A 23,627-nucleotide genomic window follows, 5' to 3' on the forward strand; every position below is an offset into this window, starting at 1 on the left:
TGGCCCACCCCTGGACCGACGACGTTTACTCCTTCGGGCGCAGGGAACCCGCCGGCTGTGCGACAGGACCAGGGGGATCCGTATCAGCGCAGGTCAGCCACGGTTTACGCCGCTGCTGACCGCGCCGGTTCCGCCGGGTCCGGGCGCACCTCCGGCCAGAGCACCCGACCCGTCCTGTACGACGCGGTGCTGCTGGACCGCGACGGCACCCTGATCGAGGACGTGCCGTACAACGGCGACCCGGAGAAGGTGCGACCGGTGCCGGGGGCGCGGGCGGCGCTGGACCGGTTGCGGGCGGCCGGGCTGCGCCTGGCGGTCGTGACGAACCAGTCGGGCCTGGCCCGGGGCTATTTCAGCGAGGAGCAGATGCGGGCCGTGCACGCCCGCGTCGAGGAGCTGCTGGGCCGGTTCGACGCGTGGCTCGTCTGTCCGCACGACGACGCCGACGGCTGTGACTGCCGCAAGCCGGCGCCCGGCCTGGTGTACGCCGCCGCCCGGGAGCTGGGCACGACCGCGTCCCGGTGTGTGCTGGTGGGCGACATCGGGCGGGACGTCGCCGCCGCGCTGGCCGCCGGGGCGGCGGGAGTGCTGGTGCCCACCCCGGTGACGCGACCGGAGGAGATCGCCGCCGCCGGCTGGTTGGCCACCGATCTGCCGGCGGCGGTGGACGAGATCCTGCGCCGCCAACAGGCCGTGCGACCCGCGACCCCGCCGGACGACCCGGTGCGGACGGCGTTGGTGGTCCGGTCGGATTCGGCGGGGGACGTGCTGGTGACCGGGCCGGCGATCCGCGCCGTCGCGGCCGGGGCGCAGCGGGTGGTGCTGCTGTGTGGGCCGCGTGGCCGGGCCGCCGCCGACCTGTTGCCCGGCGTCGACGAGATCATCGAGCACCCGCTGCCGTGGATCGACCCCACGCCGGGGCCGGTCGACCCGGAGGCGGTGCGGAGTCTGACCGCGCGGCTGGGCGCGGTCGGTGCGGATCAGGCGGTGGTGTTCACCTCGTTCCACCAGTCCGCGCTGCCGCTGGCGCTGCTGCTGCGGATGGCGGGGGTCGGCCGGATCGCGGCGATCAGCGACGACTATCCGGGTTCGCTGCTGGACGTCCGGCACCGGGTGCCGGTGGGCGTCCCCGAACCCGAACGTGCCCTCTCCCTCGCCGCCGCCGCCGGCCACCGGCTGCCCGACGGCGACGAACCCGTGCTCCGGCTGCGCCGCGACGTCGTGCCGCCGCGCCCGGCCGATCTCGGCGACCCGGGGTACGTGGTGCTGCACCCCGGTTCGGCCGCGTCCAGCCGGGCCTGCCCGCCGGAGGTGGCGACCCGGATCGCCGGGGCGCTGACCGCGGCCGGGCACCGGGTGCTCGTCACCGGCGGCCCGGACGAGCGGGAGGTAACGGCCCGGGTGGCGGCGGCCGGCGGCACCGACCTGGGCGGCCGGACCGACCTGGCCGGGCTGGCCGGGATCATGGCGGACGCCAGCGCGGTCGTGGTCGGCAACACGGGCCCCGCACACCTGGCCGCCGCGGCCGGCGTGCCCGTGGTGAGTCTCTTCGCGCCGACCGTCCCGTTCGGCCAGTGGGGGCCCTACCGGGTGCCCACTGTCCGGCTCGGCGACGCCGCCGCACCCTGCCGGGACACCCGCGCGACACACTGTCCGGTCCCCGGGCACCCCTGCCTGAGCGGCATCGACCCGGACGAGGTGGTCGACGCGCTGCGGACGCTCACCGTCACCGGTGGTGGCCGGCGATGAACATCCTGCTCTGGCACGTGCACGGTTCCTGGACCACGTCGTTCGTGCACGGCAGCCACCGCTACCTGATCCCCACCACACCCGACCGCGGCCCGTACGGTCTCGGCCGGGCCCGCACCTACCCGTGGCCGGACAGCGCGGTCGAGGTCACCCCGGAGGATCTGCCGGGCGCCGACGTGGACGTGGTCATCCTGCAACGGCCGGAGGAGATCGAGCGGGCCGAGGCGTGGCTGCGCCGCCGCCCGGGTCGCGACATCCCGGCCATCTACGTCGAGCACAACACCCCGAAGGGCGACGTGCCGAACACCCGGCACCCGATGGCCGACAGCGACGACCTGCTCATCGCCCACGTCACCGGGTTCAACCAGATCTTCTGGGACACCGGGACCGCCCGCACCACGGTGGTGGACCACGGCATCGTCGCCCCCGCCGTCTCCTACACCGGCGAACTCGACCGGCTCGCCGTGGTGATCAACGAGCCGGTCCGGCGGGGTCGGGTCACCGGCACCGACCTGCTGCCCCGGTTCGCCGAGATCGCGCCGCTCGACGTGTTCGGGATGGGTGTGGCCGGCCTGGCCGACCACCTCGGGCTGCCCGCCGACCGGCTCGTCAGCCACGACGACGTGCCCCAGGACCGGATGCACGCCGAACTGGCCCGGCGGCGCGCGTACCTGCACCTGTGCCGGTGGACCTCGCTCGGGCTCAGCCTCATCGAGGCGATGGCGATCGGCATGCCTGTCGTCGCGCTCGCCACCACCGAGGCGGTGACGGCGGTGCCGCCGGAGGCGGGCGCCCTCGCCACCCGGACCGACACCCTGCTCGATGCCGCCCGCCGGTTCATCGCCGAACCGGCGACCGCGCGCCAGGCCGGCGCGGCGGCGCGGACCGCCGCGCGGGACAGGTACGGCCTCGACCGTTTCCTCGCTGACTGGGACCGGCTGCTGGAGGAGGAAGTATGCGGATCGCGATGATCTCGGAGCACGCCAGCCCGCTCGCCGTCCTCGGAGGGGAGGACGCCGGCGGCCAGAACACGCACGTCGCGGAGCTGTCCGCCGCGCTCGCCGCCGCCGGGCACGAGGTGCGGGTGTACACCCGCCGGGACGCGCTCGACCTGCCGGTGACCGTCCGCAGCCCGGACGGGTACGACGTGGTGCACGTGCCGGCCGGCCCGGCCGAGCCGGTGGCCAAGGACGCCCTGCTGCCGCACATGCGCGAGTTCAGCGCGTGGCTGATCGAGCGCTGGCGGGGCGGGGACTGGGTGCCCGAGGTGATCCACGCGCACTTCTGGATGAGTGGCCTGGCAGCGCTGACCGCCGGCCGGCAGACCGGGGTGCCGGTGGTGCAGACGTACCACGCGCTGGGCACCGTGAAGCGCCGCTACCAGGGCGTACAGGACACCAGCCCGGCCCGTCGGGTCTCCTACGAGCGCGAGTTGGGCCGCTCGGTGGACCGGATCGTCGCGCAGTGCCGCGACGAGGTGGGCGAGCTGGTGCGGATGGGCGTGCCCCGGTCCCGGATGACTGTGGTGCCCTCCGGAGTCAACCTCGCCACGTTCGCCCCGCTCGGGCCGGCCGCCGACCGTGCGCCGGGACGGGCCCGGATCCTGACCGTGGGTCGGCTCGTCGAACGCAAGGGCTTCCAGACCGTGATCCGCGCGATGGCCCTGGTCGGTGACGCCGAGTGCGTGGTGGTCGGCGGCCCGCCCGAGGGGCTGCTGGAGACCGACCCGTACGCCCGGCGGCTGCGGGCCCTGGCGGAGACCTGCGGGGTGGCCGACCGGGTGCACCTGGTCGGCGCGGTACCCCGGGAGGAGATGGGCCGCTGGTACCGCTCGGCGGACCTGCTTGTCGCCGCACCCTGGTACGAGCCGTTCGGGTTGACCCCGCTGGAGGCGATGGCGTGTGGGGTGCCGGTGGTCGGCACCGCCGTCGGCGGCATCCGGGACACCGTGGTCGACGGGACGACGGGTGACCTGGTGCCGGCCCGGGACCCGCAGGCGTTGGCCAGCGCGATCCAGGGTCTGCTCGACGATCGGATCAGGCGGTTCGCGTACGCCACGGCGGCCCGCGAGCGGGCCCGCGCGCGGTACTCGTGGGCGGCCACCGCCGAGCGGCTGGTCGAGGTCTACAGCGAGGTCGCCGCCGTTCGCCGCCCGGCCCGGGTGGTGGCCTGATGCCGGCCGGCAGCCTGTTCGACACCCACCTGACGAACCTCGCCGCGGCGCTGGTGCCGTACCGGCGGTGTGAGTCGCAGTTGGCCCGCTGGGGCGCCGACCTGGCCCACCGGCTGGGCGCCGGGGGTCGCCTGTTGGTGGCCGGCAACGGCGGCAGCGCCGCCGAGGCCCAGCACCTCACGGCCGAGCTGGTCGGCAAGCTCCACCACGACCGGCAGCCGCTGTCGGCGATCGCGCTGCACGCCGAGACGAGCGCGCTCACCGCCATCGCGAACGACTACGGCTACACCGACGTGTACGCCCGGCAGGTGCGCGCGCACGGCCGCCCCGGCGACGTCCTGCTGCTGCTGAGCACCAGTGGCAGCAGCCCCAATCTGGTCCGCGCCGCGCAGGCCGCCCGCGCGGCCGGCCTGACCACCTGGGCTCTCACCGGCGTCGCCCCGAATCCCCTCGCCGACGCCTGCGACGAGGTGCTGGCCGTCGCGTCGCCGGACACCCAGGTCGTGCAGGAGTTGCACCTCGTGACCAGTCACCTGCTCTGCGAGTACCTCGAGCAGGAGCTGGCGGCAGTCGCCGATCCGGTGGTCGTCCCTTCCGCGACGGGGGAGCCGGCACCGGTGCGCAGCGGGGTCGAAGTGGTGCTCGACGGTGGGTCCGGACAGCAGGTCGACGCGTGAGCGATGGGGAGGCAAGCGTGAGGGGACCGGTGGTGGTGCTCGGCGACACCCTGCTCGACCGGGACGTGGAAGGGGTGGTGAACCGGCTCTGCCCGGACTCCCCGGTGCCGGTCCTGGACGAGACCGCCGCCAGCGACCGACCGGGTGGCGCCGGTCTGGCGGCGGTGTTCGCCGCCGCGCAGGGCGCCGAGGTGGTGCTGGTGACCGCGCTCGCCGACGACGCCGGCGGGGCCCGCCTGAGCGCGCTGCTCGCCGCGGCCGGCGTGCGGGTGTATCCGCTGGCCCTGTCCGGTGCGACACCGGAGAAGATCCGGCTGCGGGCCCGGGGTCGGGTGCTGCTGCGCCACGACCGGGGCGGCACGTCCGGGGAGCCGGGGCAGCCCTCCGACGAGGTGCTCCGGGTGATCGGGGCGGCGTCCGCGGTGCTGGTCAGCGACTACGGCCGGGGGGTGGCCCGGCAGCCGGCGCTGCGCCAGGCGTTGGCCGCCACCCGCGCGCCGGTGGTGTGGGACCCGCACCCGCGCGGCCCGGCGGCCGTCCCCGGTGTGCACCTGGCCACTCCGAACGAGTCGGAGATGCGTGAACTGGTCCCCGCCCTGCCCGGCGCCTCCCGGCTGGCCGCCGCGTCGCGTGGCGCACAGGGGCTACGGCGACGCTGGCGCGCCGGCGCGGTCGCGGTGACGCTCGGCGGCGACGGCGCGCTGCTCTGCCACGCCGGGTCGACGCCGCTTGTGGTGCCGACCCCGGGCAGCGCCGAGGGCGACACGTGCGGGGCCGGTGACCGGTTCGCGGCCGCCGCCAGCCTCGCGTTGGCCGAGGGCGCGCTGGTCTCCGAGGCGGTGCAGGCGGCGGTCGCCGAGGCGTCCGCGTACGTCGCCGGTGGGGGAGTGGCGGCGGCGCTGCCACCGCCGGTGCGTCCCACGCCGACGAGCGTCGCCGGTCCGGGCGGTGACCGGGTGGGCGTCGCGGCGGTCGCGACGCTCCTCGGCGAGGTACGGGCCGCGGGCGGCACGGTGGTGGCCACCGGCGGTTGCTTCGACCTGCTGCACGCCGGGCACGTGGCCACCCTCCAGGCGGCCCGGCAGCTCGGTGACTGCCTGATCGTGTGCGTGAACTCGGACGCCAGCGTGGCCGGGCTGAAGGGGCCGGACCGACCGGTGATGTCCGAGGGTGACCGCAGTCGGCTGCTGGCCGCCCTGAGCTGCGTCGACGCGGTGCTCATCTTCGACGAGCCGACCCCGGACGCGGCGTTGTCCTGGGTCCGACCGGACATCTGGGTCAAGGGTGGTGACTACGCCACCGGCGGTGGCGACGCCGCCGCCACCCTGCCGGAGGCGGAGGTCCTGCGCCGGTGGGGTGGGAACACGGTGGTGGTGCCGTATCTCGACGGTCGTTCCACCACCGATCTGATCGTTCGCTCCATCGGGGAGCGCACCCGATGACCGGCGCGCGGCCCGGCGCCGGGCCCACAGTCCTGGTCACCGGCGGCGCGAGCGGGCTCGGCGCGGCGGTGGTCGCCGCGGTGGCCGCCTCCGGCGGTCGACCCATCGTGCTGGACCGGCAGCCGCCGGCCGACGGGGTGTCCTGGACCGAGTGCGACCTGGCCGACACCCGGGCCGCCGAGGTGGCCACCCAGCACCTCGCCGAGCAGGCCGGCGGCCTGGACGCGGTGGTCACCGCCGCCGGCACGGACGTGCCGGGTCGACTCGCCGACGTGCCGGGGGAGACCTGGGACCGGATCATCGCCGTGGATCTGCTCGCCACCGCGGCGGTGATCCGGGCCGCCCTGCCGTTCCTGCTCACGTCGCGGGGCCGCATCGTCACTGTCGCCTCCACGCTCGGCGTCAAGGCGGTCAGCGACGCCACCGCCTACTGCGCGGCGAAGTTCGGCGTGGTGGGCTTCACCCGCGCCCTCGCCGCCGAGCTCGCCGGGCAGGTAGGCGTCACGCTGCTCATCCCGGGCGGGATGCGTACGTCGTTCTTCGACGAGCGCGACCCGCAGTACAAGCCGGGGCCCGACGCGATCCTCAACGATCCCGCCGACACGGCCGCCGCGGTCATGTTCGCGCTCCACCAGCCGCCCGGCTGCGCGGTGCGGGAACTGGTGGTCTGCGCCGAGCAGGAGACCTCGTACCCGTGATCCTCGTGCTGCGGGCGCTCGGCGTCGGCGACCTGCTCACCGCGGTGCCCGCGCTGCGGGCGCTGCGGGCCGCGTACCCCGGTGGGGAGTTGGCGCTCGCCGCGCCCGCCTGGCTGGCGCCGCTTGTCGACCTGGTCGGCGGCGTCGACCGGCTGGTCGACACCGCCGGTCTGGATCGGCCCCCGCGGCCCGGGTCGGCGGTGTCGGTGGCGGTCAACCTGCACGGCCGCGGCCCGCGGTCGCACCTGGTGCTGGCGACCACCCGGCCGGGCCGGCTGCTGGCCTTCGCCAACGCCGAGGCCGGCTTTGTCGACGGCCCGCCGTGGTCCGTCGACGAGCACGAGGTGGACAGGTGGTGCCGGCTGCTGTCCTGGTACGACATCGCGGCCGATCGCACCGACCTCGGTCTGCGCCGGCCCGGGTCGGCCGGGCTGCCTACCGGCGTCACAGTGCTGCATCCCGGCAGCAAGGTCCCCGCGAAGCGGTGGCCCGCCGAGCGGTTCGCCGCGCTGGCCCGGACGCTCACCGACCAGGGGCACCGGGTCCTGCTCACCGGCTCGGCCGACGAACGGGCGCTGGCGACCCGGGTGGCCGACGCGGCCGGCCTGCCGCCCGACGCCGTGCTGGCCGGCCGGACCGACCTCGGAGGGCTCGCCGCGGTGGTGGCCAACGCCCGGTTGGTGGTCAGCGGGGACACCGGGGTGGCTCACCTGGCCACCGGGTTCGGCACCGCGTCGGTGGTCCTCTTCGGGCCGGTGCCGCCGGCGCGCTGGGGGCCGCCGGTGGACCGACCCCGGCACCGGGTGCTCTGGGCCGGCGAGGGCGATTGGCCGGGGTGGGACGGGGTAGGAAGCCACCCGACGATGGTGGCTCTGCGCCTCGACGAGGTGTTGGCCGCCGTGGCCGAGGTGGACAAGGTGGTGCGGGTCTCCGGTGCGGTTGCGGCGTAGCGACCCGGGTCGATCGGGGTACGGGCGGCGTCGGCGCGGTCGGGGCTGGCTCTTCGTCGACCCGACCGGTGCTCCGGTCCGGGATCCGGAGACGCTGGCCCGGCTGCGGGAGCTGGTCATCCCTCCGGCCTGGCAGAACGTGTGGATCGCGCCGCACGCGAACGGCCACATCCAGGCGATCGGGATCGACGCGGCCGGGCGCAAGCAGTACGTCTACCACCCGCAGTGGCGGGAGCAGCAGGACGAGGCGAAGTTCGACCGCATGCTGGAGGTGGCCCGGCGGCTGCCGGTGCTGCGCGAGCGGGTGGGCCGTGACCTGGACGGCCGTGGGCTGGGCCGGGACCGGGTGCTGGCCACGGTGGCCCGACTGTTGGACATGGGCATGTTCCGGGTCGGCAGCGACCAGTACGCGGCCGGCGACGACCCGACGTACGGGGTGTCCACGTTGCGCCCCGAGCACGCCCGGTCCCGGCGCGGCTGCGTGGTCCTGGTGTTTCCGGCCAAGGGTGGCATCGAACAGGTACGCCGGATCGAGGACCCGGAGCTGTGCCAGGTGTTGGCCAATCTGCGCCGTCGTCGGCGACGGGCGGATCGGCTGTTCGGCTACTGGGACGGCCGGGATTGGCGCGACGTGCGCAGCGACGAGGTCAACGGCTACCTGCGGGACGCCAGCGGCGGGGAGATGACCGCCAAGGACTTCCGCACCTGGCACGCCACGGTGCTCGCCGCCACCGAGTTGGCCACCGCCGGCCCGGGCCGCTCGGTGACGGCCCGGCGCAAGGCGGTGGTCGCCGTGATGCGCGAGGTCGCCGAGCTGCTGGGCAACACCCCGACGGTGGCTCGGGCGTCGTACGTGGACCCGCGGGTGGTCGACCTGTACCACGACGGGGTGGTGGCCTCGGTGGACCCGGGGGCGCCCCGTGAGGAGGCCGAGCGGGTGGTCCTGGAGCTGCTGGAGAAGGCCTGACCGACCCCGTCGGCGATTTGGGGGGATGCGCGCGACGGGGCCGGAGCCTCGGCACCACCGGGGCGCCACCGGGCGGCCGCCCGCCGCTCGCGCGGCGGGCGCCTCGCCACGGCCCCCGTTGGCGGCCCACCTGGCGATGGCCGGCCGCGTTGGTGTCAGTCTGCCGGCAGCGAGTTGACCGTGGATGCCTTGCGGTTGAGGATCCGCGCCAAATCCGAGCCACCGTCGCGGTGTTCCTGTGGGGTGATGCCGTACGCGGCCCGGAACGCCCGGCTGAAGTGGGCCTTGTCGGGAAACCCCCACCGCGCCGCGACGGCCTGCGCGGGCAGACTGCGCAGCGCCGGGTCGGTCAGGTCGCGCCGGCACCGGGCCAGCCGCAGATCCCGGATGTACGACGCCACAGTGGTGTCCTCGGCCTCGAACAACCGGTGCAGGGACCGCACCGAGATGTGGTGGGCGTCGGCGACGAGGTGCCGGCCGAGCATCGTGGTGGCCAGGTCGAGCCCCACCGCGCCGAGCCGGCTGGCGTCGGCGGCGTGGTACTGCTCGGGGTGCCCGGTCACCTGGAGCAGAAAACTGCGCCAGCAGCGCCCCGATGCCCTCGCTGCCGGACATCCGGCCGCCGTAGAGGGCGGCCATCCGCTGTGGTGGCAGCGGCAGCGCGGTGTGCGGGATCATCGTGATGATCGAGGTGGCCTGGTCCCGCTCCGGCTCGGTCGCGTGGTGGCGCACGTCGTGCGGCCGGGACGCGTCGTAGAAGGTGAACTCGCCGGCCAGGATCTCGCTGCGGTCGCCGCTGTGCGCGGACCGGATGCGCAGCGGTGCCGAGGTGCGCGCCACCAGGTCCAGCCACATGCCGAACCGTTCACCCGGTGGCAGGACCGTGGTGTCGATGGTGTCTCTCGGTAGCATCGGACTCTCTCAGCCCGCTCGACGCTGGATCAGCGCCTCGACGCCGTCGAGGATCCGATCCAGGCCGAAGACGAACTCGTCGTCGGGGTCGTCGTCCTGGTTGAGCACGCCGGCGGCCAGCACCCGGTGCAGGGCCGGGAAGCGGGTCGAGTCGATGAGTCGGGCCACCAGCCGGCCGTACGCCGGCATCATCTCGCTCGGGTCGGCGCCTGTCGCCCGACTGCCCTCGGCGATCTGGGACGCGAGGGTGGCCTCGTTGCGGACGTACCCGGTGAGCAACAGCAGCGTCGACATCTTCTCGCCCTCGGTGAGCGCGGTGCCGTCGAGGCAGCGCAGCCCGTCCTCCATCCAGCCGAGCTGCTGCGGGGTGATCGGCGGGCCGGTGATGGGCACGTGCAGCAGCCAGAATCGTTGCCGCAGCACGTCGTGTTCGGCCCAGGCCCACCGGGTCAGCCCGGCGCGCCAGTCGGTCTCCGGCGGGGGCGGGCCGGGCGACGGGCCGTAACCGGCGTCGACCATGAGGAGCAGCAGCTCGTCCTTCGAGCCGATGTACCGGTAGAGGGCCATGGTCGCGGCGCCCAGCTCCTTCGCCACCCGGCTCATCGAGACGGCAGCCAGGCCGTCGGCGTCGGCCACCCGGACGGCGGCGTCCACGATGGCGGGCACGCTCATTCCCGGCCGAGGGCCCTTGGGTGGTCGTTCCCGCAGCCCCCACGCGCTCTCGATGGCCGGTGGGAGCACCGGATCGCTGTCGTCTGTCGTCGCCGCCACATTTTCCTCCTTGCCCGGCCATCCTAGTTCTGCGTATGGTCTACGCATAACAGCGTACGCCATACGCAGAGGGGAATCGATCATGACGACGACGACCACCACACCGGCACCACGGGCGGGCCGACGCGAGTGGATCGGGCTCACGGTGTTGATGTTGCCGCTGCTCCTGGTCTCGATGGACGTGTCGGTGCTCTACTTCGCCGTCCCGTTCATCAGCGCGGAGTTGAGCCCGACCGGCACCCAGCAGCTCTGGATCTTCGACATCTACGGCTTCGTGCTGGCCGGGCTGCTCATCACCATGGGCGCTCTCGGTGACCGCATCGGCCGCCGCCGGCTCCTGCTCATCGGCGCCACCGCGTTCGGGGCGGCGTCGCTGCTCGCCGCGTACGCCGACAGCGCCGCCACGCTCATCGCCGCGCGCGCCGTGCTCGGCGTCGGCGGGGCCACCCTGATGCCCTCCACCCTCGCCCTGGTGCGCAACATGTTCCACGACGTCAAGCAGCGCGGCACCGCGATCGGCATCTGGACCGCCACCCTGACCGGCGGCATCGCGATCGGGCCGGTGCTCAGCGGCATCCTGCTGGAGCACTTCTGGTGGGGCTCGATCTTCCTGATCAACATCCCGGCGATGCTGATGCTGCTCCTGCTCGTCCCGCTCCTGGTGCCCGAGTTCCGCCACCCGAGCACCGGGCGGTTCGACCTGCTGAGCGCCGCGCTGTCGCTCGGCGCGCTACTGCCGGTGATCTACGGCATCAAGGAGATGGCTCGCGACGGCGTCACCGCGCCGCGGGTGCTCGTCATCGTGGCCGGCCTGCTGGTGGGCGCGCTGTTCCTGCACCGGCAGCGGACCCGGGCGTACCCGATGATCGACCTTGGGTTGTTCCGCCGCCCTGGCTTCGCCGGGTCGCTCGCGGTCAACCTGCTGGCGATGTTCGCCATCGTCGGCTTCGCCATCTTCACCACCCAGCACCTCCAGTTGGTGCTCGGCCTGAGCCCGCTGCGCGCGGCACTGTGGAGCCTGGTGCCGTCGCTCGCCGTGGGTGGGGTCGCGCCGGCCGCCGCCGTGCTCGCCCGGCGGGTCGAGCGGGCGTACCTGATCGGCGCGGGGTTCGCGATCGCCGTGCTCGGTTTCGTGCTGCTGACCCAGGTCACGCCGGAGTCGGCGCTGTGGGTGCTGCTCGTCGGCGCGAGCGTCTACGCGGGTGGCCTGGTGATGGTGATGTCGCTCGTCACCGAGCTGGTCCTCGGCGCGGCGCCGCCCGAGCAGGCGGGTGTCGCGTCGGCGCTCACCGAGTCCAGCAGCGAACTGGGCGGCGCGCTGGGCATGGCGATCCTCGGCAGCGTGGGCGCGGCGGTCTACCGGCGTGAGGTCCTGGACGGGCTGCCCGCCGAGCTGCCGGCGGACGCCCGCGACACGGCGCGGGAGACGTTGGGCGGTGCGCTGGCGGTGGCCGAGGGGCTCCCCGCCGACCTGCGCGACGTGGTGTTGCACGCGGCCCGGTTCGCGTTCACCGACGGGATGCACCTGGCCGCGATGGCCGCGATGGTGGCGATGGTGGCGGGCGCGGTCGCCGCCCTGGTCACGCTGCGCGGCGTCCAGCCGGCCGACCCCACGGCGCTCGCCGCCGAGCCGGCCGGTCCGGCCGATGCCTCGTTGTCGTCGGTCAGTCGGTGAGCACGTGCGCGAGTCGGTCGCGGAAGCGCCGCTCGGAGTCGCTGACCGACTCGCCGCCGATGCCCAGCAGCCCACCGCTGGACGCGGCGCCCACCACCTGCTCGGCGATCTTCACGAGCCAGTGCTTGTACGCGCCGGCCTCACCCTCGTCGACCCGCGCGGCCAGCAACGCGCCGGCCTCGCCGGCCCGCAGCAGCACGTCGTCGATGTACGCCCCCGGGTCGGCGGGCGCGATGGCCGGCAACTCCTCGCCCGTGTCCGGGTCACCGACCCGGGTGACGATCTCGCCGGCCACGGCGGCGACCAGCGGGCTGGCCGACTCCCGGCCGGCGGCGATGGTCTCCAGCCCGGCCGCGTTCTCCGCCATGGTCCGGCGGGTGCCGTCGGACTCGGCGGCGCTCGCCGCGGTCAGCACCGACTGCGGCAGGCCGACAAGCAACCCCCACTCCCCGTCGGAGAAACCGAACCCGGTGTACGCCGGCTGCTCGATCACGGCAACGCCCCTTCCGCCCTGCTCTGCTTGGTCAATCGATGCTCTGCTTGTCGATCCACCGGGCCCGGAACCGGTGCCCGGGTCAGGCTAGTCCAGGGTCAGCAGGCCCTGTTCGGACACCACGCGCACCGACAACGTCTTGTACCCGACCTCCTCGAAGAGGACCGTCATCTTGTCCTCCTCGTAGGAGAGCACCATGCCGGGCCCCCACTCCGGGTGACGCACGTGGCTGTGCACCGGGAACGGCCCGACCGCGCCCTGGTCGGCGACGCTGGTGCCGGCGTGGCAGTTGTCGCAGTGCCCGCAGACCTCGGTCATCTGCTCACCGAAGTAGGCCAGCAGGGTCTGCATCCGACAGGAGTTGGTCTCGGCGAAGGCCCGCATCATGTCGGTGCGGGAGCGGGTCACCGTCTGCTGGCGCTCCGCCTCGGCCAGCGCCGCCGCGGCGGCCTCGGTCGGGGCGGGGGAGTAGCGCGGTGCGCCGATGCGCTGCCGGGCCCGCGGCTCGGCCGCGCCGATCTGCTCCAGCAGGGAGAGATACTGGCCCAGCTTGCGCGGCCCGAGGCCGGTGGTCTCGCGCAGCTCGGTCTTGGTGGCCGGCTTGCGGCGCAGCAGCGCGGCCAGGTCCCGCAGCTCGTCCGCGTCCGGCAGGCCGCCGCTGAAGAAGCGTTGCAGGCCGACGTCCTCGGCCCGCCAGAGCAGCAGCACCCGGGCCGGTTGCCCGTCGCGGCCGGCCCGGCCGATCTCCTGGAAGTAGCTGTCCGGCGAGTCGGGCAGTGCCATGTGCACCACCCAGGCGATGTTCGGCTTGTCGATGCCCATGCCGAACGCCGAGGTCGCCACCATGATGGGGACCTGGTCGGCGAGGAACGCCTCGTGCAGGTCCGCGCGCGCGCCGGCCGGCATCCCACCGTGGTAGAACTGCGCCGGGAAGCCGGCGTCGGTCAGCCGGGTGGCCAACTCCTCGGCCGCGCGGCGGGTCGGCACGTAGATGATCCCCGGCCGTCCCTCGTCGCGCAGCAGCGTCATCAGCCGCCGCCACCGGTAGTCCTCGGCGGGGCAGTGCGCCACCTCGATGAACAGGTTGGGCCGGTCCAGCCCGGAGACCACCACCTCCGGGTCGCGCAGCCGCAGCCGGGCGATGATGTCGTCGCGTACCGGCGGGGACGCGGTGGCGGTCAGCGCGACCACCGGCGGCCGGCCGATGCCGTCGATCAGGTGTCCGAGCGCCAGGTAGTCGGGCCGGAAGTCGTGCCCCCAGGCCGAGATGCAGTGCGCCTCGTCGATCGCCACGAGCGCCGGTTTCAGCGCCGCGACCTCCGCCATCCGCTCCGGGTTGCTCAGCTGCTCAGGGGTGATGAACAGGAACTCCGCCCGGCCCTCGCGGACCTCGGTGATCGCCTGGGCCTGTTGGTTGGGCGACTCGTTCGAGCTGATCCGCACCGCCCGCAGCTCCGGGCGCTGCCGCTCGTTGAGCGAGGCGATCTGGTCCTGCTGGAGGGCCAGCAGCGGGGAGATCACCACGGTCGGGCCGGGGATCAGGCTGGCCGGGATCTGGTAGATGGCCGACTTGCCGGCGCCGGTGGGCAACACCACCAGGGCGTCACGTCGCTTCATCACCGCGCGCATGGCGGCCAGTTGGTTGGGCCGCAGCGCCTTCCAGCCGAAAAGGCTGCGGGCCGCGCGGCGCAACGTCATCGAATGCGTGGACAGTTTCATCGAGGGCCGGAGGTACCCGAGCCCATGACCGCCGAAACACATTCGGACGGTCATGGGCGGGGCATCGGCCAGGTTCCCGGGTAGCCGGTTCGGCTGATCCCGGACTCAGCGCAGCCGGGGCAGCACCTCGCGCTGGTAGAGGTCGAACAGGCCCTGGTAGTGCGGGCCGGTGTTGGCGACGTAGACCTCGTCGAAGCCGGCCTTGGCGTACTTGTCGATCATCTCCAGGTGCGCGTCGACGCCGTTGCCGCAGACGAACGCCTCCTTGACCATGTCCGGCGTGACCAGCTCGGCGGCCTGCTCGAAGTGCCGCGGCGAGGGCAGCACCTGGGACAGCTCACCGGGCACCCCGGCGTTGGGCCAGCGCTCGTACGCGATGCGGACGCCCTCGTCCTCGCTGTCGGCGTACGCCGCCTTGAAGCCGGCCTGGCACGGCTTGTCGCCGCCGCCGTTCTCGCGGAAGCGGCGGACCATGTCGCCGTCGGGCATGGTGCTGACATAGCCGTCGCCGATCCGGGCGGCCAGGTCGATGGCCTTCGGGCCGAAGCCGGAGACGTAGATCGACGGCGGGGTGTCGGGCAGCGTGTAGATCCGAGCGTTCTCCACTGTGTAGTGCGTGCCGCGGTGGCTGACGAAGCCGCCGCCCCACAGTTCCCGCAACACCCCGACGGCCTCCTCCAGCATCTCCAGCCGGACGTCGGCCGACGGCCAGGCGTCGCCGAAGATGTGCTCGTTGAGGGCCTCGCCGGTGCCGACGCCGAGCACGAAGCGCCCGCCGTGCAGCACCGCGCTCGTCGCCGCCGCCTGGGCGATCACGGCCGGGTGGATCCGTACCGTCGGGCAGGTCACAGCGGTGGTCACCGGTAGTGAACAGACCTGGCTGAGCGCGCCGATCATCGACCAGACGAACGGGCTCTGGCCCTGTGCGTCCACCCAGGGGTGGTAGTGGTCGGAGATCCACAGCGCCTCGAAGCCGGCCCGTTCGGCACCGCGCGCCTGCTCCAGCAGCTCGGCCGGCGTGAACTCCTCACTGGACAGAAAATATCCGATCTTCATGGTTTCCCCTTCGGCACGCGGACCTGCTGATGGGGAATGCCGTACCCCGGTCGCGGTCGGCCACACACGGCGCGCCGGGCCGGGATCGGTGCGGGACGCTCAGCGCTTGCCGAACATCGCCCGGATCGCGGCGAGCAGCAGCAGGGCGCCGACCACCAGGCCGAGCAGGCGTACGCCGGGGATGTCGGCCGGGCTCGTCGCGTCGGCCAGCAGGGCGGGGTCCATCCCCGCACTCTCCCGGGGATCGGGCCGCCAGGCAACTGTAAGGTTTATTGACTATTGAATCGCCCGGTGTGACCATGTCATGACCGCCTGCCGGTGGCGGTGCGCCGAGGGCGCGGGAGAGATGGGGTACGGGGGCCGCATGAGCGAGCGCAACCAGTGGGCCGACGGGGGCGCACCGACGCCGGTGATCGACGTCGAGCGCCAGGAGGCGGTGGCGTGACCACACCCACCGGGCACCTCCCGGCCCTCGCCGCCGCCGTCCTCCAACCCGGGTTCGTCGGCACCACCCCGCCACCCTGGGTGTGCCGCTGGCTCGGCGATGGCCTCGGCTCGGTGGTGCTCTTCGCCCGCAACGTCGTCGACCCCGAGCAGGTGGCGGCACTCACCGCGACGCTGCGCGCCGAACGTCCGGACGTCATCGTGGCGATCGACGAGGAGGCCGGCGACGTCACCCGACTCGAGTCGGCCCACGGCAGCTCCCGGCCCGGCAACTTCGCCCTCGGGGTGGTCGACGACCCCGAGCTGACCGAGGCGGTCGCCCGGGACCTCGGCGTCGAGCTGGCCGCGGCGGGGGTCACCCTCAACTACGCCCCGGACGCCGACGTCAACTCCAACCCCGCCAACCCGGTGATCGGCGTCCGCTCGTTCGGCGCCGACCCGGCGTTGGTCGCGCGGCACACCGCCGCCTGGGTTCGCGGGCTCCAGGCCGGCGGCGTGGCGGCCTGCGCCAAGCACTTCCCCGGGCACGGCGACACCCGCGTCGACTCCCACCACGACCTGCCCCGGATCACCGCCGACCGGGCCCGGCTGGACGCCTGCGAACTGGCCCCGTTCCGCGCCGCCGTGGCCGCCGGGGTGCAGGCGGTGATGACCGGCCACCTGCTGGTGCCGGCGCTCGACCCGCACCTGCCGGCCACCCTGAGCCAGCGCATCCTGGGTGGGCTGCTCCGCGACGAGCTGGGCTTCTCTGGCGTGGTGGTCACCGACGCGATGGAGATGCGCGCGGTCGCCGACCGGTACGGCTTCGCCGGGGCGACCGTCCGCGCCCTCGCCGCCGGGGCCGACGCGATCTGTATCGGCGGCGAACGGGCCGACGAGCAGGCGGCCCTCGAACTGCGCGACGCCATCGTGGCAGCCGTCGTGTCCGGTGCGCTGCCCGAGGAGCGCCTCGCCGAGGCGGCCAAGCGCGTCGGCCAACTCGCCGCCTGGACGACGGCCGCACGCACCACCGGTCCGGCCGGCGCACGCGGCGCCGCCGACGTCGGGCTCGTCGCCGCCCGTCGGGCCGTCCGGGTCACCGCCACCGGCACCGCGCCGGACGCGCTGCCGTTGACCCGCGCGGCGCACGTCGTCGAGTTCGAGCCGCTGCGCAACATCGCCATCGGCGCGGAGACCCCGTGGGGCATCGGCGCGCCGCTGGGCGAGCTGTTGCCCGGCACCAGCACGGTCCGCTACGCCGAACCCGACGTGCCGGCCGACCCGGGTGCCGGAGCGGAGGCCCGCCCACTGGTCCTGGTGGTCCGGGATCTGCACCGCCACGACTGGATGCGCGCCGCCGTGCGACGGGCTCTCGCGACCCGGCCCGACGCGGTCGTGGTCGAGCTGGGCGTGCCCGAGGTGGTCACCGGTGCGGTGCACCTGGCCACCCACGGCGCGACCCGGGCCAGTGGCCGGGCCGCCGCCGAGGTGTTGACCGGGGCCCGCTGAGCCGAGCGCCTACGGCAGGTCGGCCACCAGGTCGGCGTACTCGGGGTGCTTGTCGATGAACGCGGCCATGAACGGGCACTGCGGCACCACCGTGGCGCCCTGGGCGCGGACCTGGTCCAGCGTGCCCCGCATCAGCGTGCTGCCCACGCCCCTGCCCTGGAAGCTCCGGTCCACCTCGGTGTGCGTGAAGACCAGGACCTCCCCGCGCATCAGGTACGCGGTGAAGCCGGCCAGCGCGTCGTCCACCAGGATCTCGAAGCGGTGCTTCGCCGGGTTGTCCTCGACCAGGGTGCTCATCCGGCCATTCTCCCCGCACCGTCGACCACCGCGTCCAGTTCGGCGAGCAACAGGTCCACCTCGTCGGCGGTGTTGTAGTGGTAGATGCTGGCCCGCACCGCGCCGCCGCTGTCGCGCAGACCCATCACCTGGAAGTACTCGTAGGCGTAGTAGTCGCCGACGGAGAGGCAGAACCCGGCGTCGCCAAGCGCCTGCTGGGTGGCCGCCGGCGACATCCCGGCGACCCGGAAGGACACGGTGGGGCAGCGCCGCGCCGGCGAGCCGTACACGGTGATCGCGGGCCGCCGCGCCAGCCCGGCGAGCAGCCGGTCCAGCAGCGCCTCCTCGTGCGCCTGCGCGGCGGCCAGCCCGGCGCGCACCCGCGCCCGCCGGTCCCCGACCGCGTCCGGGTCCAGCCCCGCCAGGTGGTTTACGGCGGCGGTCACGCCGGCCAGCAGCGCAAAGCTCGGGGTGCCGTACTCGAACCGGTCCGGCACGGCGTCGGAGGACGGCACCAGCTTCGCCGGGCGCAACGCCGCCCACCGGGCCGGGTCGGCCACCATCGCCGCCAGGTGCGGCCCGGACCACTTGTACGCGCTGGTGACCAGCACGTCGGCGCCGAGCGAGGCCAGGTCGGTCGGACCGTGCGGCACCGAGTGCACCCCGTCGACGCAGACCAGCGCGCCGACCGCGTGCGCGGTCTTGGCGATCGCCGGCACGTCCGGAACGGTGCCGATGGCGTTGCTGCCGGCGGTCACCGCGACCAGGCGGGTCCGCTCGCCGACCAGGTCCGCGTACTGGGCCGCGGGCAGCTCGCCGGTGTGCCTGTCGACCTCGGCCCAGCGCACCGTCGCGCCGGCCGCCTCGGCGGCCTGCACCCACGGCCGGATGTTCGCGTCGTGGTCGAGCCGGGACACCACCACCTCGTCACCCGGGCGCCAGGTCGCGCCGAGCGTGCGGGCCAGGGTGTACGTCAGCGCGGTGGCGCTCGGGCCCAGCACCACCCCGGCCGGGTCGGCGTCGAGCAGGTCGGCCACCGCCGCGCGGGCTCCGGCCACCAGCTCCAACGACCGGCGACCCGGTACGAACGCGGCGCTGCGGTTGCCGACGGCCGTCCGCATGGCATCGGTGACCGCGTCGATCACACCGATCGCGGTCTGGGTGCCCCCGGCCCCGTCGAAGTGCACGAATCCCTCGGTCAGGGCGGGGTAGGCGGCCCGGGTGCGGGCGATGTCGAACGGCATGTCCCGGACCCTAGCCGGTGCTCCGGCCACCCCGGCCGGCCGGCGGGTGGATCACCAACGGGCGGGGGCGTCGCGACCGTCTCGTACTCTTGGCGAGGTGACGAACCGATCCGCCACCATGCCCATTCCCCCTGTCCGCCGCGCCGCCGGTCTGTTCGCCGGTCTGGCGCTCGGCCTCGCCGTGCTCGCCGGGTGCAGCTCCCAGGGCGCCTCCACCGACTGCGCGGTGGACGCCTGTACCGTCACCTTCGAGCGGGGTGTCGACGCGAGGACCACCATCCTGGGCGTCGAGGCCAAGCTGGTCGGGGCCGAGGGTGACCAGGTGACCGTCGAGGTCGCCGGCGAGCAGCTCAGCCTCACCATGGGGCAGCAGGCCGCCGAGGCCGGCGGCTTCGCGGTCACCCTGGACAGCGTGACCGACCAGCAGGTCAAGATCCGCGTATCCCGCAACCCGGGCAGCTGACCTGGGCGGGTGGCGGTGGCCGACGTTTGGGAATCTCCGAAATCGGAGATTGTGACGCCATGTCACTCACCCGTAGCGCCGAAGCCACCGCCTCCCGTACGGCGGACAGCCGGTGGCTGGAACTTCTCGCCCGGGCCGGCTTCATCGGCTACGGCATCGTCCACCTGCTCTTCGCCTGGTTGGCGTTGCAGATCGCGTTCGGCACGTCGTCCGACGACGGCGACCAGTCCGGCGCGCTGCGTACCCTCTCCGCACAGCCCCTCGGCAAGTTCCTGGTGATCGCCGTCGCGGTCGGCCTGCTCGCCATGGCGATCTGGCAGGCGCTGGAGGCGGCGGTCGGGCACCGCGCCGAGCGCGGCAAGGAGCGGGTCACCGAACGGCTCGCCTCGGCAGGCCGGACCATCGTCTACCTCTACTTCGCCTGGACCGCCTTCAAGGTGTTCAAGGACGCCGGCTCCAACAGCGCCGACCAGCAGGAGGCCCTGACCGGCAAGCTGATGACCTCCAGCGGTGGTCGCTGGCTTGTCGGCCTGGCCGGGCTGGTGCTCGCCGCGATCGGTGTCGGCCTGGTCATCTACGGGGCGGTCAAGCGGTTCGAGAAGCACCTGAAGAAGGGCGAGATGAGCCCGAAGACCCGCCAGCTCGCCCGCCGGCTGGGCATGGCCGGCTACATCGCCAAGGGTGTCGCGTACGGCATCTCCGGTCTGCTGGTCATCGTGGCGGCGGTGAACTACGACCCGGAGAAGGCCCGTGGTCTGGACGCCGCCCTGCACGCGCTGCGCGAGCAGTCGTACGGCGTGTTCCTGCTGACCCTTGTCGCCCTGGGCATCGCTTGCTTCGGCGTCTACTGCTTCCTCCAGTCCCGGTACCGCAAGGTCTGAGCTGGTCGATACGCGGGCCGTCGGGCACTCTTGGGCTTTTGCCCGGAGTGCCCGACGCCTTGTCGAAGGGGAGCATCGAAGCCGTGCGGAACTACCTCGAAACGGCCGTCGCCGCGTTCGTCGCGGCGGCGGTCGCCCTGTTCCTGGTGGAGATCGTCCACCGACTCACCCGGCGGTTCGGCCGCCGGTCACTGCTGTTGACCGAATTGACCGACCACGCGCACCGCCCGTTCCAGGTCGCCGGCGTGGTCGTCGCCGTGCAGTTCGCCGTCCGCTTCAGCACCGGGTACGCGGTCGGCGAGAGCTGGCGGCGGCTGCTGCTGCACCTGCTCGTCCTCGGCGTCATCGCCACCACCGCCTGGTTGGTCGCCTCCCTGCTGGTCGTCGTGGAGGACACCGCGCTGGCCCGGTTCCGGGTCGACGTACCGGACAACCGGCACGCCCGCCGGGTCCGGACCCAGGTGGTGATGCTGCGCCGACTGACCATCGCGGTGATCGTCATCCTCACCGTCGGTGTGATGCTGATGACGTTCCCCAGCGTGCGTGGTATCGGCGCCGCTGTGCTGACCTCGGCCGGTGTGGTCGGTGTGGTGGCCGCGCTCGCCGCGCAGAGCCTGCTCGGCAACGTCTTCGCCGGCCTCCAACTCGCCTTCAGCGACGCCGTTCGGCTCGACGACGTGGTCGTCGTGGAGGGGGAGTGGGGTCGGATCGAGGAGCTGACCCTCAGCTACGTCGTGGTCCAGATCTGGGACGACCGCCGGTTGATCCTGCCCACCTCGTACTTCACCAGCAAGCCCTTCCAGAACTGGACCCGTACCGAGGCGGCGGTGCTCGGCACCGCCGAGTTCGACGTGGACTGGGCGGTGCCGGTGCAGACCATGCGCGAGGAGTTGCGCCGCCTGGTCGAGGGCACCGAGCTGTGGGACGGGCGGGTCTGCGTCCTGCAGGTCACCGACGCCACCGGCGGGACGGTCCGGTTGCGGGCTCTGGTCAGCGCCGCCGACGCGGGCAGCCTGTGGGACCTGCGCTGTCTCGTCCGGGAGCACCTGGTCGCCTGGATCCGGGACAACCGCCCGACGGCGATGCCCCGACTGCGTACCGAGCTGGGCGACGCCAACAGCAACCTGCCCTGGCAGTGGGTGCAGCCGCGGCGGCCGGCACGCCGTCCGTCCGAGACCGAGGCGCCCGACGACGCCCGCGTCTTCGGCGGCAGCGACGACGGCGACGCCCGCAGCGAAGCCTTCGTAGGCCCCGAAGAAGCCCGCACCTAACCCACCCACCCCACCCCCCACCCCCCTCCCCACCCCCCGGGGTAACCCGCGTTGATCATGAGGTTATTGCCGCCGCCATCGGCGTGTCGTGCCGCTAACCTCATGATCAACGCGGGTGTCGGGTGGGCTCGGGCGGGTTGAGAGGTTTGTTCGGGCTTGGGTGGGGGATGTGCTGCCGGACATCTCTGATGCCTGCGGAGTGGTCTGTCGGCGCGGCGTTCGGACAACGGGAACGGTGGGCCGCTCGTCGCGTTTTAGGATTGACGGGCGGCAACTCCGGGCATACAGCGCGGTGATAGGGAAAGGAGGACAGCATGGCTGACGTGGCGAACGCCCGCACATCCCACAACGGGAGCGAGCCCTCCACCGCAGAGTTGGTACAGCGGGCCACCGAGCAGGTCTCTCGCCTGATCCGGGACGAACTGACGCTGGCCCGGGCGGAGTTGACCCAGAAGGGCAAGCACGCGGGCATCGGGATCGGTCTGTTCGGCGGCGGCGGCGCGCTGGCGTTCTTCGGCCTGGGCGCGCTCGTCGCCACGGCGATCCTGCTGCTCGACCTGGTGCTGCCCGCCTGGGCCGCCGCGCTGATCGTGGCGGTGGCCTGCTTCCTGGTGGCCGGCGTTCTCGCCCTGGTGGGCAAGAAACAGGTCAGTCGGGCCGTCCCGCCGGTGCCGGCGGCCACGGTCCGCAGCCTCCGGGCCGACATGGACACCGTCACCGCCGCGGTGAAGGACAGGGGGCGGCAATGACGGGCAACGGGACCGGCGACACGGAGGCCCTCCGCGAGGAGATCCGTCGCACCCGTGTCGAGTTGGGCGAGACGATGGAGGCGTTGGCCGCCAAGGCCGACGTCAAGGCCCGTCTCAGGGAGTCCGCCGAGCAGGCGAAGGAGCGGATGCGCGAGCAGGCGGCGCAGACCGTCGCCCGGGTTCGCGGGCAGGCCGTGCGGGGCGCCGGGATGGCGCGGGCGCAGGCCTACGAGAAGGGCGGGTTGGTGCGCGCGCAGGCGCACGACAAGGGCGAGTTGGTACGCCGCAACCCGGTACCGTGGGCGGTTGTCGCCGCCGGTGCGGTGGCGACAGTGGTGGTGTTGATGATCGTGCGGGGGAGGCGTAGGTGAGCAAGAAAATCGGCAGGGTCGCGTACCGGCCCGTCGGCGTGTTGTTGGGTATCGCCGCGGGGACGGTGGCCGGGGCGATCTTCCGGCAGGTCTGGAAGGTCACCGCGGGCGACGGTGAGGCGCCCAACGCCACCGACGAGGATCGCGGCTGGGGCGAGATCCTGGCCGCCGCGGCGTTGCAGGGGGCCATCTTCGCGGTCGTCCGGGCCGCTGTGGACCGGGGCGGGGCGGTCGGCGTCCGCCGGATGACCGGCAGCTGGCCGGACTGACCACCCGACGACGTCAGCCCTCTTCCCGCATCCATGGGAAGGGGGCTTTCGCATGGCTTCCGACGCCGCCCAGCGGAACTGAGGCATCCGTCAGGTCACATGTCGGAGAAATTCGTCGCAGAGGTCGTGACAGACTTTTTGCCTCCGTGATTTGCTGTTCCACGCTGTTGCGAGATGGCGTGGGTTGAGAGAAGTCTCCTTCGTGGGGCCGCCTCAGACGCCGCTGCTCGAAAACGGCCAATTGGCCGCACGGCGTGCACGGCCACCAGTTTTAGAAGGAGATACACATGGCTCAGGGAACCGTGAAGTGGTTCAACGCTGACAAGGGCTTCGGCTTCATCACCGTCGATGGTGGGGGTGCTGACGTGTTCGTCCACTTCTCGGCCATCCAGACCAGCGGCTACCGCTCGCTGGAGGAGAACCAGCGGGTGGAGTTCGAGATTGCACAGGGTCAGAAGGGCCCGCAGGCCGAGCAGGTCCGTCCCATCTGAGTGAGACGGTCGGCTCCGGCCGGCCGGCGGGACGATTCGGTCCGGGTCGTTGCGAAGCCCCGTATCCCTTTCGGGATACGGGGCTTTGCCCGTGGTGGGGCCGGTGCCAGTGTGGACCGGCGGGTCAGTTCCGGCGGCGCGAGCGCAGGCCGAGCCAGAGCACCACGAGCCCGGCCAACGCCACGAGCGGGCCGATCACCGCCCAGATCTTCTCGTCGGTCATGACGCTGCCGCTGACGTAGCCGAGGCCCTGCACCGTCCACACCGCACCGATCACCACGGCCAACAGGCCGAGGGTGAGCGAAAGCCAGCCCCTCATCGCATCCCCTCTCCGCCGCCCGGAGCGGCACGCCGTCGTCTAGGGCGCGTGTCAAAGCCCCTGGCCGGCCTGCGCCGGA

The 23,627-nt window shown here is 73.3% G+C and carries 27 protein-coding genes; 18 read left to right on the forward strand and 9 right to left on the reverse strand.

Translation table 11 applies throughout. From position 1 onward, the window contains the following. The first annotated feature begins 57 nt into the window (after positions 1–57). The 8 genes from ACPXBU_RS10400 to ACPXBU_RS10435 are packed head-to-tail and all read left to right on the forward strand — an operon-like array spanning position 58 to position 8,656. Entirely contained in the window at positions 58–1,749 is a 1,692-nt protein-coding gene (locus ACPXBU_RS10400; RefSeq protein WP_425757880.1) for an HAD-IIIA family hydrolase, read from the forward strand. Next, the gene (locus tag ACPXBU_RS10405; RefSeq protein ID WP_425757881.1) at positions 1,746–2,720 is read left to right on the forward strand and encodes a glycosyltransferase; all 975 of its coding nucleotides are present in this window, start codon (positions 1,746–1,748) and stop codon (positions 2,718–2,720) included. The genes ACPXBU_RS10400 and ACPXBU_RS10405 overlap by 4 nt, the downstream gene beginning before the upstream one ends. After that, positions 2,705–3,922 (forward strand): glycosyltransferase, encoded by a 1,218-nt coding sequence (locus ACPXBU_RS10410; RefSeq protein ID WP_393367641.1) that lies wholly within the window; start codon positions 2,705–2,707, stop codon positions 3,920–3,922. Before ACPXBU_RS10405 ends, ACPXBU_RS10410 begins: the two co-directional genes overlap by 16 nt. Next, positions 3,919–4,599: a D-sedoheptulose-7-phosphate isomerase gene (locus tag ACPXBU_RS10415; RefSeq protein ID WP_425758010.1), complete on the forward strand. Its 681-nt coding sequence runs from the start codon at positions 3,919–3,921 to the stop codon at positions 4,597–4,599. The genes ACPXBU_RS10410 and ACPXBU_RS10415 overlap by 4 nt, the downstream gene beginning before the upstream one ends. 17 nt (positions 4,600–4,616) lie before the next feature. Then, on the forward strand, positions 4,617–6,041 hold the full coding sequence (locus tag ACPXBU_RS10420; RefSeq protein ID WP_425757882.1) for a PfkB family carbohydrate kinase: 1,425 nt from the start codon (positions 4,617–4,619) through the stop codon (positions 6,039–6,041). After that, positions 6,038–6,739: an SDR family oxidoreductase gene (locus ACPXBU_RS10425; protein ID WP_393367645.1), complete on the forward strand. Its 702-nt coding sequence runs from the start codon at positions 6,038–6,040 to the stop codon at positions 6,737–6,739. Before ACPXBU_RS10420 ends, ACPXBU_RS10425 begins: the two co-directional genes overlap by 4 nt. Then, positions 6,736–7,689 (forward strand): glycosyltransferase family 9 protein, encoded by a 954-nt coding sequence (locus ACPXBU_RS10430; RefSeq protein ID WP_425757883.1) that lies wholly within the window; start codon positions 6,736–6,738, stop codon positions 7,687–7,689. Before ACPXBU_RS10425 ends, ACPXBU_RS10430 begins: the two co-directional genes overlap by 4 nt. Next, positions 7,673–8,656, forward strand: a complete 984-nt coding sequence (locus tag ACPXBU_RS10435; RefSeq protein WP_425757884.1) for a DNA topoisomerase IB — start codon at positions 7,673–7,675, stop codon at positions 8,654–8,656. The genes ACPXBU_RS10430 and ACPXBU_RS10435 overlap by 17 nt, the downstream gene beginning before the upstream one ends. A 155-nt stretch (positions 8,657–8,811) precedes the next feature. On the opposite strand, the gene ACPXBU_RS10440 is transcribed toward ACPXBU_RS10435, so the two are convergent. Then, the gene (locus ACPXBU_RS10440) at positions 8,812–9,219 is read right to left on the reverse strand and encodes a helix-turn-helix transcriptional regulator (RefSeq protein WP_425757885.1); all 408 of its coding nucleotides are present in this window, start codon (positions 9,217–9,219) and stop codon (positions 8,812–8,814) included. A 358-nt stretch (positions 9,220–9,577) separates the two neighbouring features. Next, positions 9,578–10,339 (reverse strand): TetR/AcrR family transcriptional regulator, encoded by a 762-nt coding sequence (locus tag ACPXBU_RS10445; protein WP_425757886.1) that lies wholly within the window; start codon positions 10,337–10,339, stop codon positions 9,578–9,580. Positions 10,340–10,421: 82 nt separating this feature from the next. Between ACPXBU_RS10445 and ACPXBU_RS10450 the strand changes: the two genes are divergently transcribed. Further along, the gene (locus ACPXBU_RS10450) at positions 10,422–12,014 is read left to right on the forward strand and encodes an MFS transporter (protein WP_425757887.1); all 1,593 of its coding nucleotides are present in this window, start codon (positions 10,422–10,424) and stop codon (positions 12,012–12,014) included. Here ACPXBU_RS10450 and ACPXBU_RS10455 read toward each other — a convergent pair. The 4 genes from ACPXBU_RS10455 to ACPXBU_RS10470 all read right to left on the reverse strand — a co-directional run bounded on the left by ACPXBU_RS10455 (position 12,004) and on the right by ACPXBU_RS10470 (position 15,507). After that, positions 12,004–12,507: a hypothetical protein gene (locus ACPXBU_RS10455; protein ID WP_387175506.1), complete on the reverse strand. Its 504-nt coding sequence runs from the start codon at positions 12,505–12,507 to the stop codon at positions 12,004–12,006. The genes ACPXBU_RS10450 and ACPXBU_RS10455 overlap by 11 nt on opposite strands. An 87-nt stretch (positions 12,508–12,594) precedes the next feature. Then, a complete protein-coding gene (locus ACPXBU_RS10460) occupies positions 12,595–14,226 on the reverse strand; it encodes a RecQ family ATP-dependent DNA helicase (protein WP_425757888.1) in 1,632 nt (543 codons plus the stop codon). Positions 14,227–14,331: 105 nt separating this feature from the next. Continuing rightward, complete coding sequence (locus tag ACPXBU_RS10465) at positions 14,332–15,282, reverse strand: TIGR03557 family F420-dependent LLM class oxidoreductase (RefSeq protein ID WP_425757889.1); 951 nt, start codon at positions 15,280–15,282, stop codon at positions 14,332–14,334. 99 nt (positions 15,283–15,381) lie between these two features. Then, complete coding sequence (locus ACPXBU_RS10470) at positions 15,382–15,507, reverse strand: hypothetical protein (RefSeq protein WP_334628212.1); 126 nt, start codon at positions 15,505–15,507, stop codon at positions 15,382–15,384. A 79-nt stretch (positions 15,508–15,586) separates the two neighbouring features. On the opposite strand from ACPXBU_RS10470, the gene ACPXBU_RS10475 reads away from it, so the two are divergent. Then, positions 15,587–15,727, forward strand: coding sequence for a hypothetical protein (locus ACPXBU_RS10475; RefSeq protein WP_393367660.1), 141 nt, complete (start codon positions 15,587–15,589; stop codon positions 15,725–15,727). Then, positions 15,724–17,214, forward strand: coding sequence for a glycoside hydrolase family 3 protein (locus ACPXBU_RS10480; protein ID WP_425757890.1), 1,491 nt, complete (start codon positions 15,724–15,726; stop codon positions 17,212–17,214). The genes ACPXBU_RS10475 and ACPXBU_RS10480 overlap by 4 nt, the downstream gene beginning before the upstream one ends. Before the next feature lie 9 nt (positions 17,215–17,223). Here the strand turns inward: ACPXBU_RS10480 and ACPXBU_RS10485 are convergent, their stop codons facing one another. Continuing rightward, entirely contained in the window at positions 17,224–17,511 is a 288-nt protein-coding gene (locus tag ACPXBU_RS10485; protein ID WP_425757891.1) for a GNAT family N-acetyltransferase, read from the reverse strand. Next, positions 17,508–18,734: a cysteine desulfurase-like protein gene (locus ACPXBU_RS10490; RefSeq protein ID WP_425757892.1), complete on the reverse strand. Its 1,227-nt coding sequence runs from the start codon at positions 18,732–18,734 to the stop codon at positions 17,508–17,510. The genes ACPXBU_RS10485 and ACPXBU_RS10490 overlap by 4 nt, the downstream gene beginning before the upstream one ends. Positions 18,735–18,831: 97 nt before the next feature. Between ACPXBU_RS10490 and ACPXBU_RS10495 the strand changes: the two genes are divergently transcribed. From ACPXBU_RS10495 to ACPXBU_RS10525, 7 genes are all read left to right on the forward strand, one after another. Next, positions 18,832–19,197, forward strand: a complete 366-nt coding sequence (locus ACPXBU_RS10495) for a hypothetical protein (protein ID WP_425757893.1) — start codon at positions 18,832–18,834, stop codon at positions 19,195–19,197. Positions 19,198–19,256: 59 nt separating this feature from the next. Beyond that, on the forward strand, positions 19,257–20,078 hold the full coding sequence (locus tag ACPXBU_RS10500) for a DUF1206 domain-containing protein (protein ID WP_425757894.1): 822 nt from the start codon (positions 19,257–19,259) through the stop codon (positions 20,076–20,078). 83 nt (positions 20,079–20,161) lie between these two features. Then, positions 20,162–21,349, forward strand: coding sequence for a mechanosensitive ion channel family protein (locus ACPXBU_RS10505; RefSeq protein ID WP_425757895.1), 1,188 nt, complete (start codon positions 20,162–20,164; stop codon positions 21,347–21,349). A gap of 314 nt (positions 21,350–21,663) precedes the next feature. Then, a complete protein-coding gene (locus ACPXBU_RS10510) occupies positions 21,664–22,098 on the forward strand; it encodes a phage holin family protein (protein ID WP_393367672.1) in 435 nt (144 codons plus the stop codon). Then, positions 22,095–22,469 carry a DUF3618 domain-containing protein gene (locus ACPXBU_RS10515; RefSeq protein ID WP_393367674.1) on the forward strand — a complete coding sequence of 125 codons (375 nt, stop codon included), beginning with the start codon at positions 22,095–22,097 and terminating at the stop codon, positions 22,467–22,469. The genes ACPXBU_RS10510 and ACPXBU_RS10515 overlap by 4 nt, the downstream gene beginning before the upstream one ends. Next, the gene (locus ACPXBU_RS10520; RefSeq protein WP_357202603.1) at positions 22,466–22,738 is read left to right on the forward strand and encodes a DUF4235 domain-containing protein; all 273 of its coding nucleotides are present in this window, start codon (positions 22,466–22,468) and stop codon (positions 22,736–22,738) included. Before ACPXBU_RS10515 ends, ACPXBU_RS10520 begins: the two co-directional genes overlap by 4 nt. Positions 22,739–23,025: 287 nt before the next feature. Continuing rightward, entirely contained in the window at positions 23,026–23,229 is a 204-nt protein-coding gene (locus tag ACPXBU_RS10525; protein ID WP_030338233.1) for a cold-shock protein, read from the forward strand. A 124-nt stretch (positions 23,230–23,353) separates the two neighbouring features. Here ACPXBU_RS10525 and ACPXBU_RS10530 read toward each other — a convergent pair whose 3' ends face one another. After that, positions 23,354–23,548 carry a hypothetical protein gene (locus tag ACPXBU_RS10530; protein ID WP_387194818.1) on the reverse strand — a complete coding sequence of 65 codons (195 nt, stop codon included), beginning with the start codon at positions 23,546–23,548 and terminating at the stop codon, positions 23,354–23,356. Positions 23,549–23,627 lie beyond the last annotated feature (79 nt).

Origin of the sequence: Micromonospora sp. DT231, assembly GCF_049847025.1 — a bacterium.
Classification (GTDB): Bacteria; Actinomycetota; Actinomycetes; order Mycobacteriales; family Micromonosporaceae; genus Micromonospora.